16 protein-coding genes are annotated in these 17,330 nt (G+C 31.1%); 7 read left to right on the top strand and 9 right to left on the bottom strand.

Annotated features, from left to right (window positions below; translation table 11 throughout):
• From ACVCXO_RS04090 to ACVCXO_RS04105, 4 genes are all read left to right on the top strand, one after another.
• Positions 1-348, top strand: a complete 348-nt coding sequence (locus tag ACVCXO_RS04090) for a hypothetical protein (RefSeq protein ID WP_452228323.1) — start codon at positions 1-3, stop codon at positions 346-348.
• A gap of 137 nt (positions 349-485) precedes the next feature.
• The gene (locus tag ACVCXO_RS04095) at positions 486-923 is read left to right on the top strand and encodes a hypothetical protein (RefSeq protein ID WP_452228324.1); all 438 of its coding nucleotides are present in this window, start codon (positions 486-488) and stop codon (positions 921-923) included.
• Positions 924-1,552: 629 nt separating this feature from the next.
• Entirely contained in the window at positions 1,553-3,673 is a 2,121-nt protein-coding gene (locus ACVCXO_RS04100) for a hypothetical protein (protein WP_452228325.1), read from the top strand.
• A gap of 52 nt (positions 3,674-3,725) precedes the next feature.
• Complete coding sequence (locus ACVCXO_RS04105; protein WP_452228326.1) at positions 3,726-6,119, top strand: TonB-dependent receptor; 2,394 nt, start codon at positions 3,726-3,728, stop codon at positions 6,117-6,119.
• A gap of 84 nt (positions 6,120-6,203) precedes the next feature.
• Here the strand turns inward: ACVCXO_RS04105 and ACVCXO_RS04110 are convergent, their stop codons facing one another.
• From ACVCXO_RS04110 to ACVCXO_RS04120, 3 genes are all read right to left on the bottom strand, one after another.
• Positions 6,204-6,758, bottom strand: a complete 555-nt coding sequence (locus tag ACVCXO_RS04110; protein ID WP_452228327.1) for an NUDIX hydrolase — start codon at positions 6,756-6,758, stop codon at positions 6,204-6,206.
• Positions 6,759-6,767: 9 nt separating this feature from the next.
• Positions 6,768-7,910, bottom strand: coding sequence for an aminotransferase class V-fold PLP-dependent enzyme (locus ACVCXO_RS04115; RefSeq protein ID WP_452228328.1), 1,143 nt, complete (start codon positions 7,908-7,910; stop codon positions 6,768-6,770).
• Between the two features lie 197 nt (positions 7,911-8,107).
• Positions 8,108-9,196: a M42 family metallopeptidase gene (locus tag ACVCXO_RS04120; RefSeq protein WP_452228329.1), complete on the bottom strand. Its 1,089-nt coding sequence runs from the start codon at positions 9,194-9,196 to the stop codon at positions 8,108-8,110.
• 234 nt (positions 9,197-9,430) lie between these two features.
• On the opposite strand from ACVCXO_RS04120, the gene ACVCXO_RS04125 reads away from it, so the two are divergent.
• Positions 9,431-10,108, top strand: a complete 678-nt coding sequence (locus ACVCXO_RS04125) for a DUF4294 domain-containing protein (protein WP_452228330.1) — start codon at positions 9,431-9,433, stop codon at positions 10,106-10,108.
• The gene (trhA, locus tag ACVCXO_RS04130; RefSeq protein WP_452228331.1) at positions 10,109-10,735 is read left to right on the top strand and encodes a PAQR family membrane homeostasis protein TrhA; all 627 of its coding nucleotides are present in this window, start codon (positions 10,109-10,111) and stop codon (positions 10,733-10,735) included. It abuts the gene before it with no gap.
• A 19-nt stretch (positions 10,736-10,754) separates the two neighbouring features.
• Here the strand turns inward: trhA and ACVCXO_RS04135 are convergent, their stop codons facing one another.
• Together ACVCXO_RS04135 and ACVCXO_RS04140 are read right to left on the bottom strand one after the other, a co-directional pair.
• Positions 10,755-11,258, bottom strand: a complete 504-nt coding sequence (locus tag ACVCXO_RS04135) for a glycosyl-4,4'-diaponeurosporenoate acyltransferase CrtO family protein (RefSeq protein WP_452228332.1) — start codon at positions 11,256-11,258, stop codon at positions 10,755-10,757.
• A gap of 385 nt (positions 11,259-11,643) precedes the next feature.
• Positions 11,644-12,090, bottom strand: coding sequence for a KTSC domain-containing protein (locus ACVCXO_RS04140; RefSeq protein WP_452228333.1), 447 nt, complete (start codon positions 12,088-12,090; stop codon positions 11,644-11,646).
• Between the two features lie 631 nt (positions 12,091-12,721).
• Between ACVCXO_RS04140 and ACVCXO_RS04145 the strand changes: the two genes are divergently transcribed.
• Complete coding sequence (locus tag ACVCXO_RS04145) at positions 12,722-13,603, top strand: NAD(P)-dependent oxidoreductase (RefSeq protein ID WP_452228334.1); 882 nt, start codon at positions 12,722-12,724, stop codon at positions 13,601-13,603.
• A gap of 267 nt (positions 13,604-13,870) precedes the next feature.
• Here the strand turns inward: ACVCXO_RS04145 and ACVCXO_RS04150 are convergent, their stop codons facing one another.
• From ACVCXO_RS04150 to chrA, 4 genes are all read right to left on the bottom strand, one after another.
• Positions 13,871-14,854, bottom strand: coding sequence for a bile acid:sodium symporter family protein (locus ACVCXO_RS04150; RefSeq protein ID WP_452228335.1), 984 nt, complete (start codon positions 14,852-14,854; stop codon positions 13,871-13,873).
• A 106-nt stretch (positions 14,855-14,960) separates the two neighbouring features.
• A complete protein-coding gene (locus tag ACVCXO_RS04155; RefSeq protein ID WP_452228336.1) occupies positions 14,961-15,344 on the bottom strand; it encodes a DUF3037 domain-containing protein in 384 nt (127 codons plus the stop codon).
• Positions 15,334-16,113: a HipA family kinase gene (locus tag ACVCXO_RS04160; protein WP_452228337.1), complete on the bottom strand. Its 780-nt coding sequence runs from the start codon at positions 16,111-16,113 to the stop codon at positions 15,334-15,336. The genes ACVCXO_RS04155 and ACVCXO_RS04160 overlap by 11 nt, the downstream gene beginning before the upstream one ends.
• Positions 16,114-16,181: 68 nt before the next feature.
• Positions 16,182-17,303, bottom strand: a complete 1,122-nt coding sequence (gene chrA / locus ACVCXO_RS04165) for a chromate efflux transporter (protein WP_452228338.1) — start codon at positions 17,301-17,303, stop codon at positions 16,182-16,184.
• Positions 17,304-17,330 lie beyond the last annotated feature (27 nt).

Here is a 17,330-nt window from a genome sequence, read left to right on the forward strand (position 1 = left end):
ATGAGTTTAGAAAAATACATTGAAACGAATAAGTTATCAAAATCAAAATGTCTAAAATATTATTTTTTGGGTAAGGAGGATAAACTGTTCTTAACTGATGATCACGATGATATTAGAAAATTGGGAAAAAGTAATAAAAAAGAGTTCAGAATGCTTTTGTATCGAGCAAACTATTTTCTAGCATTATTCTTTTTAATTGGTTCTATTGTGATGATTTCATCAGGTGGACTTATTATGCTTTTACCCTTTTTCTTCGTATTCATAAAACCTTTGGGTCATTTCTTTGCTTTGGGTAATAAAAGAAAAAAGAAAAATATAGCTATATATAAAAATTATTATGGAAACTAAAATTTTATTTAAAAAGATTTTTTTACCAAAATTTTATATATACAATTATTTGAGAAATCAACCTGGAGTAAATAAACGAAACTGCTTATAAACATTCTTAGGCAATTTTTACTTATTTAAGAATACATATTAATACCATGCCAAACCCAATCCGCCCATATCACCGCACAGAAATAGATCTACTTTTCAGTAAAGTAAAATCACAAATGCATCAAGAAGCTTTAGCTAGAGGAGGAGACGGAATAGCGATGTATACAGATTGTTATACTGGAGAAATATTAAGAGGAGGTGATAGATATGATTACGAACACATCCGTTCATCGGAAAGTATATTTATGATGTATAGAGACCGTTTAACCAATACGGAAATAGCAGAAGTAGTTAATTGTCCAGCAAATGTTTCTGTTACTTTGCGAACCATTAATCAGTCGAAAGGAAAAATAAGAATGGAAGATTGGATGGCTAATACAAACAATGTTTCTAATTACAATATAAACGTTTCTTTAGTTAAAAAAGGAATAGCGAATGCCGATAAAGGGATTAGTAGAAAAGCGAAAGAAATACAAGCAAGATAATACCTTTTAAATATTTGTTATTTGGAACAAGGTTTCACTGTTAAAATCTTGAAATTCTGAAATTATTGAAGCTAAATAAAAAGTGCTTCGCCTTTTTTGTTAAACCGTCCGATTTTAATTAAAATAAAATCTACCTTCCTTTAGCTAAAGAAACCTGGGTTTCATGGTTGGGATAAGGTTTCGGAAGAGGATTTGAGGATAGTTTGAATGTATATTATAATGATATAAAAGTATTCACGATTTGTAGTATCAAGTATGACAGTAAAGTTTATCGTTTTAATTAAGGTTTTTAGTCAATTAGGGGCTTAATACTATGGTCGTGATATTTTATAAAACCTCAATTTTAAAAGATTGGGGTTTTATGTGTTAAAGGCTAAGTCCTTTTTAGACGTTTCATTATTACATTAGAGTTGAAATAGCATCCAATATTTTATGGTAGTACGCATAATTACTTGCCACAAAATGACCATTCGTTTCGCTATTCTCTAAAAGAGTTTTAAATTCAGAAAGAGGTACTAGTTTAATTTCTTCGACTTCTTCTTCCTGAAAGATTAAAGTTGGTAAATCTGCTGTTAATTCATAGGATATATATAAAGAATTAATTATCTTTAATAATAAACCCCAAAAATATGCTTCGCTTCCTTTCTATTTTATTCGTTTTTTTCTGTTTTTGTAATAGTTCTTTGTCGCAAAATAGCATCAATGAAAACTCAATTAACTCAATTTTTGATAATGAGTATTTTAATAATTATAGCTTAGAGAATTTTTATTTACACACAAACAAAAGTATTTATTTCTCACAAGAGGAAATATTTTTTAAAGCGTATGTGGTACACGAAGAAGACAATAAGCCATTTGTAGAAACAACTAATCTTCATATTAGCTTGTATGACTTTAATAATAAACTTGTTTTAAGCGAATTGTTTTATGTAAATAAAGGAACATCTTATGGATCAATAGCAATTCCTGAAGATATTAAAACAGGCAATTATACTATTCAATTAAACACACAATGGAATAAAAATTTTAAAGGAGGCTCTCTTTTTCCTATTCAAATTTATAATATTAATAATACTTCTTTAGAAACAGCTAAAAATGAAAAATTAAATATTACTAAAAAAATACAAGTAGTAAAATCATTTCAAGATAATAATTCAGGTTATCATTTAATTAAAAGCAAATCTAAAAACAGTGAAATAGTAAGGTTTCAACTAAAGTTAAATAACGAAACCATTGCAGCAGAAAAAGATGAATTTATCTATGCTATTTCACATAAAAAAGGTACAACAAAATCTGTTGCACCAATAAAATTATTAAATAATATAAAAACATATAACTTACATTTTTATAAGGACTCGTTATTTCAAGGATTTAACTCCATAACAGTTTTTAACAAACAAAATAAAATTTTAGCAGAAAACAATTATTTTAACAAACCAAAAAAAGAAATAGACATCTCTACTAGTATTATAAAAGAGACTAATGATTCTATTAGCTTAGATATTAAACTACTTAATATAGCTAAAGAAACTAATATTAGTATTTCGGTTTTATATGAACAAACAAAAGCATTAGATACTAATACAACAATAACTAAAAGGTTTCTTGAAAGCCCAGAAAGGACCGATGGATTTAATGCATTTCCTTATAAAAATAGAGCAAATAGAGAACCAGTTTTAGAAAATGAAAATGGTCTAAAACTATCTGGATCTGTTAATACTAAAATAGATAACACAAGTAGTTATAAAGTTATGTTAACTTCTCAGGCTAATAATTTACTGGTAACTTCTCCAATTTCTTCAGACAAGAAATTTGAATTTAAAAATCTGTTACTAAAACATCCTTCAGATTATAAGCTTGCATTAGTAAACAAAAACCGAGAAGTAATTAAAGGGGAATTCTTCATATATAAAAACTTTGTTACTTTTAAAGCCGATAGTCTTTTAAATAATAATCCAGTTAATAAATTAGAAAAAACGCCTATTATTCTTGAAGAAAAAGAAGAAGCTACAAATAAAACTATTAATTATTTTCCTGTAAATAAAGAGGTAGAACAATTGGAGGAGGTATTTTTAAAAAGTGTTATCAATAAAAAAGAAGAAAGAATTATAGAAATAAAAGATGAAAACCCTTTTTTAGGTATAAGTACTAGTTTTTCCAAAGACTATTTAGTTGATTTAGATAAAGATTATGTTTTAACACTTAGACAATATTTACAAAGAATACCAAGTATTTATGTAGCGGAAAGTTCTTTTGAAAAATTAATAGTTAATACGAGAAGAATTTCTACTATAACAGGTGATAGTAGTGTGCTTTTTATTTTAGACGGAACGCCATTAGATGCAGAGCGTGGACTAGATATAGGTCATTTAAATGTCACAGATTTTGAGTTAATAAGTGTTAATATTTCAGGTTCGGGTTATGGTATCCAAGGTGCCAATGGTGTAATTAATTTAATTTCTAGAAATCATGTAGCGTCAAATAATAATACAAATACTTTAGTCAAAGAATACCAAACAAGCTTAGGTTTTAATTTTGATAAAAGTAGTTTAGAAAACAGCAAATTAGTATTCCCAAACTTGCAATCTAGTTATTATTATAAAACCATAGATTGGGTTCCTAATTTTACTTTAAGACCAAATAACTCTAATATTTTAAAAATAAAAAAGCCGAAAAACGAGAATGTAAAGCTAATTATCAACGGTTTTAATAATGACGGAGACTTAATCTATAAGGTAATAGAATTATAATTTTAAAGTGTTTATAAAGAATTAATTATCTTTAATAATAAACCCTAAAAATATGCTTCGCTTCCTTTCTATTTTATTCGTTTTTTTCTGTTTTTGTAATACTTCTTTGTCGCAAAATAGTAAAGCAGAGCAAACAAAAACCTTTATTACAGAAAGCAACAACTTGCACAAAGAGTATTTAGAAAAATTTTCGATACACACCAATAAATCCGTGTATTTTTCAGGAGAAAGCATTTGGTTTAAAGCTTATATTGTTTATGATATAACAGAAACACCTAACTATGAAACCACAAATTTGCACGTAAATATTTATGATGCAGAAAAAAAACTAGTTGCCAATCAATTGTGTTATGTTACAAACGGAAATGCAAACGGCAAAATAAAAATTCCTGAAGATTTAAAATCAGGCACTTATTATATTGAGTTAGATACTAATTGGAATAGCAATTTTAAGAATACGTACATAAAACCAATTCAAATAAATAACTTGCAAGATGACTTTATTAATAAGACAAATAGTGAATCTTTTATAAACAACATTATTGATTTTCAATTTTACCCAGAAAGCAACGTAATACTTAAAAATGCGGAAAATACGATATACTTTATTGTTACCGAAAATAACTTACCATTAGAATTAAATGGAAATGTAATAGATAGCAATGGAGAAGTAGTTTCTCAATTTAATAGCGATAAAAATGGACTAGGAAGCTTTAAGTTGAGAACAAATAAGGATGCCAAGTACTATGTTGCATATAATAAAGAAAAATTCGAAATACCAAAAGCGCAGGAAACAGGCTTCATAATTCATAAAAATGAAAATAACGAATCTAATGACTCTATTAGCTTAAGTTTAATAACAAATGAAACTACAATACAACAACAAAAAGGAACCACATTTTTTGCCGTAATACATAGAAAAGGATATGTGTTATCTGCGATTCCTGTAACTTTAAACGAAGACCATTATAGCTATAATTTAAATCTTTCGAAAAAAGATCTTTTTAATGGTGTAAACACTATCACGTTATTTAATAAAAACAATCAGCCAATTGCTGAGCGTAATTTTTATAGCAATAACAAAAAGTTAATTAAATTAGAAGCAACCAAAATTTCTCAAACAAAGGACTCTACTTACATTAAGATAAATCTTAAAAATACGTATACCAATACAAATGTTAGTATTTCTGTTTTACCAGAAAACTCCTTAATGTATAAAAACCAATATAATATTCTTACAGATTTTTTAGTAACTCCTTATATAAATGATAAAACAGGTAGTATTACAGAGTATTTTTCTGAAGAATCGAACACAAATAAGCTAGACACTTATATCCAAACAAAAAGTAAAAACAACTTTGTTAATCTTTCAAATAACACAAAAGGAAATCTTAAACATGAAGTTGGAATTAAAATAAAAGGTTTTGTTATATTAGATAACGAAGTCGCACAAAACTCTAAAATAATGCTTACTTCTCAAGAAAACAATATTGTTTTAGTTTCAAAGTTAAAACCAGACAACACATTTGCTTTCGATAATCTTTTATTAAAACAGAACTCTAGTTATAAGCTCTCACTAGTAGATAATAATGGTAAACTTTTAAAAGCAACTATAAAAATAAATGAAGAATTTATAGATTATAAGCCAGAAGCTGTATCTAGTAAGTACTTAAATAACTTTTATATTAATAACTATAGAGATGAAGAAACAACGCACCAATCTTCAAAAGAAATTACAAAACTAGAATACCTAGATGAAGTAGTTCTTGAAGCTAAAATCCAAAAAATAATTTTACCAGACGATTACCCAGACCCTAAAGTTAGAGGAAACAGTGTAACTAAAACATATCTGATAGATGAAAACCAATACACCATTGGTGATTCAGCATTAGATGTTGTTAAGGATTTACCAGGAGTTTTAATTAATTCTTTTGGTAGATTAGCAACTAGCAGAGGACCCAAATCAATAATTCCTGGCAGTAGAAATGATGAAGTAGCTGTAATTATGAATGGTGTTAGAGTATCCGATTTAGCCATATTGTTATCTATTGATGCCACAGAAATTGTAGAAGCAAAAGTAAATGCATCTGGAGCTGGTTATGGTTTAGATGGTTTTGCAGGAGTTATTATCTTAAAAACCAAAGGAGTTGGAAATCCGTTTAAAAACAAAAATACCAATACTGAATCTCATTTAATAAAAGGGAATGTCGATTTTGGGTTTACAATTACAGACCAAAATTATAGCAACTATGAAATGAATTTTCCCACAAAGAATTCTAAAATACATTATAGCGCTTTAGATTGGCTAACAAATGTGGATTTAAAACCCAATACAGATAATTTTATAACTGTATACAACAACCATTTAGATAATATTAAATTAATAATTAATGGTCAAAATGATAAAGGGAATCTAGTTTTTGAGATTTTTATTTTTAAAAATTAATGCTATTTAAAGACGTATTGATGTAAATAGATATACGGAAAACTAAAAAAAATAGAGAGGAATGATAAAATTGTATTTATATAGCTAATAATGTATTTGCTTTTTAATAATCTCAAACACAAACTTGTAATATTCTCTATTACTTGCCACAAAATGACCATTCGTTTCGCTATTCTCTAAAAGAGTTTTAAATTCAGAAAGGCTTATTAGTTTAATCGCTTCTACTTCTTCCTCCTGAAAGATTAAGCTAGAAAAATTTACTTGCAATTCGGCTATAAACGTATGATGAAATTCGTTATCTGTAATCCCGTTAGGATAGCTTTGAAAACATTCAAAAACACCAATTTTCTCTAAATCTTTCTCAGAAATTGTTAGTCCGATTTCTTCTTTCACTTCTCTAATGGCACCTTGTTTTATAGATTCACCCGCATCCATATGTCCAGCAACAGAAACATCCCAAAGTAATGGGTAAATAGTTTTTGAAGCTGCGCGTTGTGCTAATAATATTTCCCCTTTTTTAGTGTAAAACCAAATATGCGCGGTATTGTGGTAATAGCCTTTTGCGTGGATCTCTGATTTTAAAGCAGATTTCCCAGTTGGTTTGCCATCCTTGGTTACTATATCTATTAACTCGTCCATATTTAGGTTTTATAAATGACTAACCAAACATTTAATTAATGGTTTAAAATCTTCAGAAGTATTAAATAAATGACACGAAATACGAATGTAATTTCCTCTAAAAGAGACAAAAATATTGTTGCTAGCTAGATCTTTTTTTAGTGCATCAAGGTTTGTGTTTTCTGGTAATTCTATTCCGAAAAGATGATGCGTTCTTAGATCATCGGCTTTTATTTTACAACCTAATTCTCTTAATTCTTTTATCGCTTCCGCGGAAATTGTGCTACAATATTCTTGAATTGCTTTTGGTGTCCATTCTAGTATTTGTTGCAATGCCGCAATTTGCATTTTTACATAAATAAAATTGCCACTTTCTCCAACAGAATAACGATTTGCTAATGGTTTGTATTCACTTTGGTAATTGGTTAATCCCGCAAAATTTTCGCTATCTAATCGATTCGACCAGTTTTCTTCTATAGGATTTCCGTTATCAAAATATTCCCCAAAATAGGCATAAGCACAGCCATAAGGACCAAATAACCATTTATAACCAGCGCAAATTAAAGCGTCTGGTTGTATTTCTTTCACCGAAAATGGCAAAGCACCAACACTCTGACTCCCATCAATAATAAGCAATGCACTTTGTTGTTTCGCCTTTTTACTAATCGCTTTTAAATCGAATAAATCGCCGTTCGACCAATGTATGTTTCCCATAGCAACAACAGCAGTTTTATCTGTTATTGCTTCTAGAATGGTAGTATTCCATTGTTCTCCTTCGGTTTTACAAACTGTTTTAATAGTAGCCTTATATTTTTCCGCAAGTTTTTGCCAAGAATAAATATTACTTGGAAATTGCTCATCAATTACTAATATTTCATCGCCTTCCTGTAACGTAATATTATTGGTTACTGTCGCAATTCCGTAGGAAACAGAAGGAATTGTAGCTATTCTGTTATAATCGGAAACAGCTACTAATTCTGCAAATAATTTTTTCAACGCAATAACTGGTTCAAAATAATCGGAACCTTTTATAGTATGCGGTCTACTTTTTTGCTTTAAACCTTCTAATCCAGCTTCATAGATTGCTTTAAAAGCTGGGGATTGTGACGCTATGTTTAAATAGGTGATGTCTTCAGGAATATCGAAAAGGTGTTTTTGGTTTGGTAAAAGCATGAGTTTAAAAATAAGTATGGTATAAAGTTACTAAAGTTTCCGAAGAAAAAAAGGAAAAGATAACAGAAGAAGAATAGAGAATTGGTAATAAAAAAGCCTCTATAGAAGAGGCCTTTTTTATTCATTTGTCATTCTGAGTTACGACGCAGAATCTATTATAATTGTAGATCAGGAATCCAGTTCCCGATGACAACTTTTTATTTAAAATAACTAAAATCTTCGCCATCTTCAATTTTAAGAAGCGTTTCATAAATCATTTTTATAACATTTTCGACATCGTCTCTATGCACCATTTCCACTGTGGTGTGCATGTAACGTAAAGGTAACGAGATTAACGCAGAAGCAACACCACCATTGCTATATGCAAAGGCATCTGTATCTGTTCCTGTTGCTCTAGATAATGCAGAACGTTGAAACGGAATTTTATTCGCTTCCGCTGTTTCTGTAATTAAATCACGTAGTTTTTGTTGCACCGCAGGAGCATAAGCAATTACAGGACCTAAGCCAAGCTCTAAATGACCTGCTGACTTTTTTTCAATCATTGGTGTAGTGGTGTCATGCGTTACATCGGTAACTATCGCCACATTAGGCTTAATCGTTTGTGTAATCATTTCAGCTCCACGTAAACCAATTTCTTCTTGTACCGAGTTGGTAACATATAAACCAAATGGTAATGTTTTTTTATTCTCTTTTAGTAAACGTGCTACTTCCGCAATCATAAATCCACCCATTCTATTATCTAACGCACGACAAACAAATTTGTCTTTGTTTAAAATATGAAATGCATCTGGATACGTAATCACGCAACCAACATGAACACCAAGTGCTTCTACTTCTTCTTTAGTAGCGCAACCAGTATCTATAAAAATATTGTCTGGTTTTGGCGCTTCTTCTTTTGCTTTACTTCTTGTATGAATTGCTGGCCACCCAAAAACACCTTTTACAATACCGTTTTTAGTATGAATATTTACAATCTTACTAGGTGCTATTTGATGGTCACTTCCTCCATTTCTAATTACGTAAATCAATCCATTATCAGAAATATAATTTACATACCATGAAATTTCGTCGGCATGTCCTTCAATCACAACTTTGTACTTTGCGTCTGGGTTAATAATACCAACCGCTGTTCCGTAGGTATCGGTAATAAACTCATCTACATACGGTTTTAAATAGTCCATCCAGATTTTCTGTCCTTCCCATTCGTAACCCGTTGGTGCTGCATTATTTAAATATTTCTCTAAAAAGTCCATAGACTTTTTGTTAAGTATGCTCTTTTTTGCCATGTGTATAATTTTCCACTAAATTAATAATATTAATACTATTTTAAGGGTTAATAAAGCCTAAATTATTAATTTTACTCCGTTACTCTCCAATTGTGGATTTTGTAATGACAAACCTGCATAGCAAACGGTGGTTTTCAATACTGAAATGCATTTGTAGGTTTGAAATTGAATTTGGAACGATTTTGGTGCTTACTATTAACAATCAAAACAATTCCGTTTTCACAGAAGAAAAAAATGAAATACATAAGTTACTTTTTTATATTATTTCCAGTGTTGCTCTTTGCTCAAATTAAAGACGTAGAGCAAGATAGCACCGACTACGATTATATTATCGTGGAAGGTGATTCTATTGCGACGTCTGCTATCGATTTAGAAGAAGTGATGCTATTAAATAAATTGAAGTTTGATAGTAGAGCAGACAGAAAACGCTATCTTATTTTAAGACGAAAAACCATAAAAGTATATCCGTATGCCAAACTTGCAGCAGAACGTTTGCAAACCATGCAAGAAAGATTGGATGCTATAGAACGTAAAAGCCTTAAGAAAACCTACGCCAAACGCGTACAAAAATATATTGAAGAAGAATTTTCGGAAGAATTAAAACATCTTACCAGAACCGAAGGACAAATTTTGGTAAAACTAATCCACCGACAAACAGGAAAAACAACTTTCGATTTAATTAAAGAATTACGAAGTGGTTGGCGGGCCTTTTGGTTTAATAGTACCGCAAGCCTTTTTGATATTTCATTAAAACGCGAATTTGATCCGGAAAACGAAAAAGAAGATTACCTTATTGAAGACGTTTTACAACGAAACTTTCAAAATGGAATTTTAGAAAAGCAGGAACCTGCAATCTCTTTTGATTTTTATGCGCTTTCCGATAAATGGTTATCTGCAAAAAATAATCCGTAAATGCGTATACAAACTCTTTTTGAAGAAAAACTCAATGCCTTTTCACATCTAATAGGTGCATTTCTTGGTATTGCAGCATTGGTATTGCTTATTATAAAAGATGCACATAAAAGTGATTGGAGTCTTTTTAGCGTGATTGTTTATGGCATTTCTATTATCGTTTTATTCACCGCATCTACTTTGTATCATTATGTGCAAAACGAAAAAAAGAAGCATTATTTTAGAATTTTAGATCATATTAGTATCTATCTTTTAATTGCAGGAACCTACACACCAATTCTACTCATCTCTTTGCAAAATAGCTTAGGTTGGCCTTTGTTTTATACCGTTTGGGGAATTGCAGCTTTTGGTGTGATCTTAAAAATATTCTTTACAGGTCGTTTTGAAGCTTTCTCGGTAATTCTATATTTAGCAATGGGTTGGTTAGTTGTTTTCGACTTTAGCCATTTAAGTGAAGTTATTGGTGCCAATGGAATTTTATTATTATTTGCAGGAGGCTTAGCCTACACTGGCGGAATTATCTTTTATGCCATTAATAAAATACCGTATAACCACGTTATTTGGCATTTATTTGTACTGGCAGGAGCAATCTTCCACTTCTTTATGGTGTATTTCTACGTGATTTAAGTAGCAGTTTAAATTGCGGTTATTCTTTTATATTCCTAGTTATATGGTCAATTCTAATGCGGTGTGTTCGTTGTAAAATAACAGGATACAGATTTCCAATTATATTTATTACCGTGATAGTACTGACGAGGAAAAAATAGCCATGCATAAGTAATATTACAGATAAAATTAGGATAACAATGAATGCAGCAAGGTGACCAAATTCCGATTGTTTGGTTTGAAATACAAAATTTTTCAATCCTTGTTTTGTTCCGTTAAAATACTTTTTTCTGTTTTTTTCTTTTCCCCAAAAAGCAAAGAGAAGCAAGTATTTAAAATATTTCACACCAAGTATTTTACTTATAAAGCTTAACCTTTTCGTGTTTTTAATGGTGTAATACCTAGAAGGTAATATTTTATGTGAAGGATAGGTAAATCCTATAAAAGCAAAGATTCCGGTAATAAAAAGCGTGAGTAAAAAGGAAATTATAAAATTTTGCAGGGTGCTGAGATCGGTTGGTTCCGAAGCGAATAAAATCTTCATGATAGCTACCGTTTGATAGCATAGAAAAATGGAGAATAACGGGAAAAGTATTTTCTTTAAGGTATTCAAATAGATGTTATTAGGTTTGAAAGAGGTAAACAAGTTAAACGAAATTATTTAATATGTACCTTTTTTAAGTCTGTTATTCTGTCATTTATACCAATATGGAGAAATCTATTTTATTTATATAAATTTCGATTCGCGCATGATGGAGAACAAAATATATTTTGCACGAAGGTAACTTAAGAAGTCAGTCGTGAACTATAGTGAGATTAAATGGCGCCTTAGCCAGACCCCATTAATAGTATTACGTAATTAAAAGGCATAAAAAAACAAGGTCTACAAAAGTAGCCTTGTTTTATATATACTGAAAGATGTAAAGCGATTATGCTACTACGTCTTGCTTCTTGATTTTTCTAAAAGTAAAAGAGTTAAAAATACTACGTTTACCAAAACGAGATTGTTTATCACTTTGCGAAAACTTAATGTATAAAGCTTTGTTCACACCAAAGTATTCATAGGTATTACCATCTAAAAAAGAAACCTCTAATAATAAACCTTTATGTTGCCAGTCTAATATTGGACTAGAAATAGTGGTAGCGTATTCTTCTTTGTTAGCTTCCGTAGTTTCTGGAGCAATACTCACTAAAAAGTGGTACCCATCAATTACTTTACGGCTCATAAGTTCTGCTTCTGCAGCCTTATCATCACCTGATTGAAACTTATCTGGATGCCATTCTTTTACTAAACCTCTGTACGTAGTTTTTAAACTTTTTAAAGTCATTTCTTGTTCTACGTTAAATAGCTTTTTGTACTCGTTAATACGTTTCATAAATAAAAGTGTTTTTTTAAACCGAGTGCAAAGGTACTACTTCTTTTTATAATGTGTTACTTTAGTTTGAAAAATTGGTTTTTTGTTTCGTAAATGGGATTGAATAGTAACACTTTAGTGGAGTTCCTTCTCCTATTTTAGACAATTAGCGCATAAATATAGTAAGGATTAAAATAGGTCGTCTAAGTGTACACGAACACCTATTAAAATCATACCTGTTTAAATGTTTGTGTACTAGCTTTAGGTGTGGAAAATGTTGTTTTTCTGATAAATGGTTTTTATATTCATTTAAATAAAGACCAATTCCTGCAATATCGAAATTGCCGTTATGTACATATTTATTAAGGGATAGGATGCAAGTATTGTATAAAGTCTATAACTGCAAAAAGAGATTTTTAGTAGGAAAACCAGTAGATATAAATTATAGTCATTGTTGTATGTCTACTTTTAGAATCTTAAGAAATGGAATGCTTTTTTTGCGCTTAGGGAAAATTGTTATTTCGTAATATTTCTTGATTTTTTTGAAAAATAAAAACTTTTCTAATTAATTTTTATGGATTTCGCTTTTTTTAGCTGGGTGAGATATTTTAGCTAACAGATGCCTATCTTTGTGCCCATAATTAAAAAAAATATGAAAAAACCAACTATTGGATTTATCGGACTAGGCCTTATGGGCGGAAACATGGTTGAAAATCTACAAAAGAGAGGATTCGAATTAACGGTAATGGACCTTAATAAGGATGAGGTTTCAAAAGTTATCGCTCGCGGTAATGCTACGGAAGCTTCTTCTCCAAAAGAATTAGCGGCAAAGAGCGATATCATAATGTTTTGTCTTACTACTTCTGCTGTTGTAGAAAAGATTGTTTACGGTGAAGAAGGTATACTAGCAGGTATTCAAGAAGGATCTGTTTTGATTGATTTCGGAACGTCGATTCCTGCATCTACTATTAAGATTGGTAAAGCGCTAGCTGAAAAAGGAGCAGGTATGATTGATGCGCCACTTGGACGCACACCTGCTCATGCAAAAGACGGACTGCTTAATATTATGGCAGCTGGAGATAAAGATACTTTTGCAAAGGTGAAGCCAGTTCTTGATGAACAAGGTGAGAACGTATTTTATCTTGGTGCTCTTGGTGCTGGTCATACAACAAAACTGATCAATAACTTTATGGGTATGACAACTGTAGTTGCCATGTCTCAGGCGTTTGCTGCAGCAAAACTTGCAGGTGTAGATGGACAACAACTTTTCGATATCATGTCTTCAGGGCCATCGAATTCACCATTCATGAAATTCTGTAAAAACTACGCAGTAGATAATGTAAGTGATTTAGGTTTTTCTATAGCTAATGCAAATAAAGATTTAGGTTATTTTGTACAGATGATGAATGATCTTGGAACCGTTTCTCAGATAGCAGAAGCTACTTCTTCTAACCTTCAGGCTGCTTTAGGTGCTGATATGGGTAGCGGAAATGTTCCTGAAATCTATGATTATTTCATGACGCTAGAGAAATAAATAATACTTTGGTATTTAAAGAGTAATGAATTTTTCTTTTTTAAGTAGAGTTTGTTATTGTATACAATACGATGACAAAAAATCGTTTGATGTCTTTTATAAGATATTAAACGATTTTTTTCGTTAATAGGAATAAAGCCTGGCTGTTTTCAAAATTTAAGAATCTAAAATATAGGTTTTAAAAGGAACAGTTAATCAAAAACAGCTTGTATTTCTTCTTCGGAAGGAGTTCTTCAATCCGGATATATTTTTGATAACGGATCTATTCTAAGAATTTTCAAATGCATGTTGTTCTTTAGAACTTATTTTTGAAGCAACAATACTAATTATCAATAATTGTATAGCGTGATACAACATAATAGGTAAAAGTATAATACCAATGGAAGCCATATTGCCAAATATTATTTTGGAAAACACGGTACCGTGAACCAATGATTTTTTTGTTCCGCAAAACTGTGCCGTAATTTGATCTTCGTTCTTAAATTTCATTTTCTTCGCTAAGAAACCTGTTAAAAAAAATAGGATGCCAAACAAAATTAAAACAGCAATAAAGAGCAGGAATATATCTAAAATAGAAATCGAACTAAATAGGTTATCCGCAAACGAACTTGCAAAGCTTTTGTAAATGATTAATAGGATAATCGATTTATCGAACCGTGTTAATAGCTTGGCATGTTTATGCGCAAATTCTCCTAAAAAACGCTGTAAAAGAATACCAAAGATTACTGGTAAAATTATTTGCACTATTAGTTTTACGTAGATATCCATAAAACTAAAATCTGTTTCTGTATGCTGTACAAATAAGCCCATCCATAAAGGAGTAAGAATAACACCTATAATTCCGGAAATACTAGCATTAAAAATGGCAGCAGGAATATTTCCCTTTGCAATAGAAACCATTACTACAGAAGAAGAAACGGTGGAAGGAAGCGCAGCCAAGAAAAAAAATGCCAACCAGATGATTTCTTGTTCTTTGTTTTGAATTAATGGGCGAAATATTAATACCAATAATGGAAATATCAAGAAGGTGGATGCTTGTATTAAAAGGTGTAATTTCCAGTTTTTAATTCCTTCTTTTAGTTTTGTCGGACTTAATTTAAGTCCGTAAAAAAAGAAGATTAGAGAAATTCCTATCGCGCTAATGGTGTCTATAGGAATAGGACTTTCGGCAGTTCCCCACTGTGGGAAAATATAAGCTAGTCCGATTACTGCTATAATAGATAAAACAAATCCATCAATTTTCATTTTCATAACTTTTTCTTTGGGGCACTAATTTATAGATTTGATGAGATGCAATCCGGATAAAATCCTTGCGATTAATCCTATGTATTAAGAGGACAAAATTAGAAGACAATTGCTACAAAACATACTTTTCAAAAATATCTTCTAATACTTTTTCTGGATCTTCACATAAACCAGGATGCGTTTTCGAGCTTTGTATAATAGTACTTCTGCAAGCGGTTAGCCATCTAAATCTATCCGATAATTCTAGAGTTCCTATTTTACCTCCAGCAGGAGCACCTTCGCAAATTAATTGCCAAGCATGCAAATATTCTTGAAAGACTTCTCGTTCTATTTCTGTGGTAAAGGCTTTTAGTTTCTCTGGGTTAATATGGTATTTAATGCCTAGAAATTTTTTCCTTTTAGAAAAAAGAATCACACCGACGTTAAAGAATTCTTCACGTTCTACTTTAGGTACAATTCTAATAATTGCATATTCAAATGTGTGTCTATCTTGCATCTTCGGCTTCTTTAACTAATACTTCTATTTTAGAAAGTCTAGAGTTTATAAAAGCAATATATGCTTCTCGCATTGCTGTGCTAGACATGGTATCTGCTTCGCTTTGCAACCAATCTTCTGGTATGTTATTAATTATTTCGGTAATGGTTTCTAGATCTAATGCTTGTTTTATATGTACTGCAGCTTCTTTTAATTTGGTTGCTTTTGGTACTAATACATGATCTTTTATAAGCGGAAAAGTTCTACTCAGATGATTTTCCCAACTTTTAAAATCATGATGAAAATAAAAGCTTGCGCCATTATCGATAACCCAAAGTTCCTTATGCCAATGTAATAAATTGGTGTTTTTAGCGGTTCTGTCAATATTACTAATAATGCTATCTAGCAATACTACTTTGGAAGCTGAATCTGCATCTACAGTACTTACCAAAGGGTCGTAGGTAATTGCACCAGATAAAAAGTGTAACCCAAGGTTTAATCCAACACTAAACTTAAGAAGGTCTTGAATTTCTTCGTCTGGTTCTGTTTTACTAAAAGAATCATCTAGATTCATAAATACCAATTCGGGAACATGTAAACCAATGGCTCGTGCCATTTCACCACCAATAAATTCAGCTACTAATGCTTTTTTTCCTTGTCCGGCACCTCGAAATTTTAGTACATACAAAAAACCATCATCTGCTTTTACAATAGCAGGAAGTGATCCGCCTTCTCTTAAGGGCTGCAGGTATTGGGTAACATCTACGGTTCTAATATCCATTTTACTCATAAATATTTTAATGTGTATTGCAAAATTACATGATTTAAATAAAGGGACCTTTTATTTGTTCTGTTGTTTTAAATGAAAGTGAGCAGAAAACCAATAAACGCACCTCCTAAAACAATAAATGCACTATTTACATTTTTTAAAACAAAGACGACTATTAAACTAGCTATAGCAATAACCATTGTGCGCCAATCGGTTAACGTGTCCATTCCCATTTGTATACAAACGGCGATTATTAATGCAACAGCAGCAACATTTATAGCATCTAAAGTGGTACTAATAATTTTGGAGTTCCTCATTTTAGAAACTAGTGGATTTAATATAAGTACAAAAAGAAAGGATGGAAGAAAGATTCCAATGGTTGCCGCAATGGCTCCGGTAATGCCGTGCATTTGCCAACCTATAAAAGTGGCTGTCGATAAAACAGGTCCTGGTGTTATTTGTCCGATAGCAACCGCATCGATTAATGTCTGTCTTGTTAACCAGCTATTTGCGACAAGTTCTGTATCTAGAAAAACGAACAGTACATAACCACTTCCATAAAGTACTGCGCCAACTTTTAAAAAAGTAAGGAATATTTTTAATGCACCAATTTTGGAAGGATCTAGTATTTGAAATAATAAAATAGGAGCAAAGCTCTTTAAATTGGTCTTATCTTTTTTAATATAATAAAGAAGTAAACCGAGTAATCCGGTACCAAAAAGAGCCGCAATTTCATTCACACCAAATAAGCAAGCTGCTAAAGCTAAAATACCAAGTATGGCTAATTCTGCCGTTTTTATAGCCTTTTTACCAAGACGATAAGAAGCCATAAGAATAATAGCAATAACTGCAGGTTTTATGCCATAGATAAAAGGAGTTACTTCTGGTAATTGTCCGTATTCTTGATACAACCAAGCAAGAATAGAAGTAATTACCACGGCAGGAAATATAAAACAGAAACCTGCAACAATAAGTCCTTTCCAACCAGCACGTTCATAACCACAATGCATGGTCATTTCGGTAGAGTTCGGACCAGGAATGATGTTTGTAGCACCAATTAAATCTAGAAAGTGTTCTGGTGTCATCCACTTTCTTTTTCGTACTACTTCATCTTCCATCATGGCAATATGCGCAGCTGGACCACCAAAGGCAATACTTCCTAATTTGAAGAATACTTTGGCTATTTCTTGGAGTTCTTTTTTCTGTGACATTATAGTTTCAAAAATATAAAAACTTTT

The sequence above is a fragment of the Lacinutrix sp. MEBiC02404 genome (genome assembly GCF_053601575.1).

Excerpts from the sequence above, each read along its gene's own strand:
- ACVCXO_RS04125 (WP_452228330.1), top strand. The coding sequence starts at position 9,431 with ATGAAATACATAAGTTACTTTTTTATATTATTTCCAGTGTTGCTCTTT.
- trhA (WP_452228331.1), top strand. The coding sequence starts at position 10,109 with ATGCGTATACAAACTCTTTTTGAAGAAAAACTCAATGCCTTTTCACAT.
- ACVCXO_RS04145 (WP_452228334.1), top strand. The coding sequence starts at position 12,722 with ATGAAAAAACCAACTATTGGATTTATCGGACTAGGCCTTATGGGCGGA.
- ACVCXO_RS04150 (WP_452228335.1), bottom strand. The coding sequence starts at position 14,854 with ATGAAAATGAAAATTGATGGATTTGTTTTATCTATTATAGCAGTAATC.
- ACVCXO_RS04090 (WP_452228323.1), top strand. The coding sequence starts at position 1 with ATGAGTTTAGAAAAATACATTGAAACGAATAAGTTATCAAAATCAAAA.
- ACVCXO_RS04110 (WP_452228327.1), bottom strand. The coding sequence starts at position 6,758 with ATGGACGAGTTAATAGATATAGTAACCAAGGATGGCAAACCAACTGGG.
- ACVCXO_RS04095 (WP_452228324.1), top strand. The coding sequence starts at position 486 with ATGCCAAACCCAATCCGCCCATATCACCGCACAGAAATAGATCTACTT.
- ACVCXO_RS04115 (WP_452228328.1), bottom strand. The coding sequence starts at position 7,910 with ATGCTTTTACCAAACCAAAAACACCTTTTCGATATTCCTGAAGACATC.
- chrA (WP_452228338.1), bottom strand. The coding sequence starts at position 17,303 with ATGTCACAGAAAAAAGAACTCCAAGAAATAGCCAAAGTATTCTTCAAA.
- ACVCXO_RS04105 (WP_452228326.1), top strand. The coding sequence starts at position 3,726 with ATGCTTCGCTTCCTTTCTATTTTATTCGTTTTTTTCTGTTTTTGTAAT.
- ACVCXO_RS04160 (WP_452228337.1), bottom strand. The coding sequence starts at position 16,113 with ATGAGTAAAATGGATATTAGAACCGTAGATGTTACCCAATACCTGCAG.
- ACVCXO_RS04155 (WP_452228336.1), bottom strand. The coding sequence starts at position 15,344 with ATGCAAGATAGACACACATTTGAATATGCAATTATTAGAATTGTACCT.
- ACVCXO_RS04135 (WP_452228332.1), bottom strand. The coding sequence starts at position 11,258 with ATGAAGATTTTATTCGCTTCGGAACCAACCGATCTCAGCACCCTGCAA.
- ACVCXO_RS04120 (WP_452228329.1), bottom strand. The coding sequence starts at position 9,196 with ATGGCAAAAAAGAGCATACTTAACAAAAAGTCTATGGACTTTTTAGAG.
- ACVCXO_RS04100 (WP_452228325.1), top strand. The coding sequence starts at position 1,553 with ATGCTTCGCTTCCTTTCTATTTTATTCGTTTTTTTCTGTTTTTGTAAT.
- ACVCXO_RS04140 (WP_452228333.1), bottom strand. The coding sequence starts at position 12,090 with ATGAAACGTATTAACGAGTACAAAAAGCTATTTAACGTAGAACAAGAA.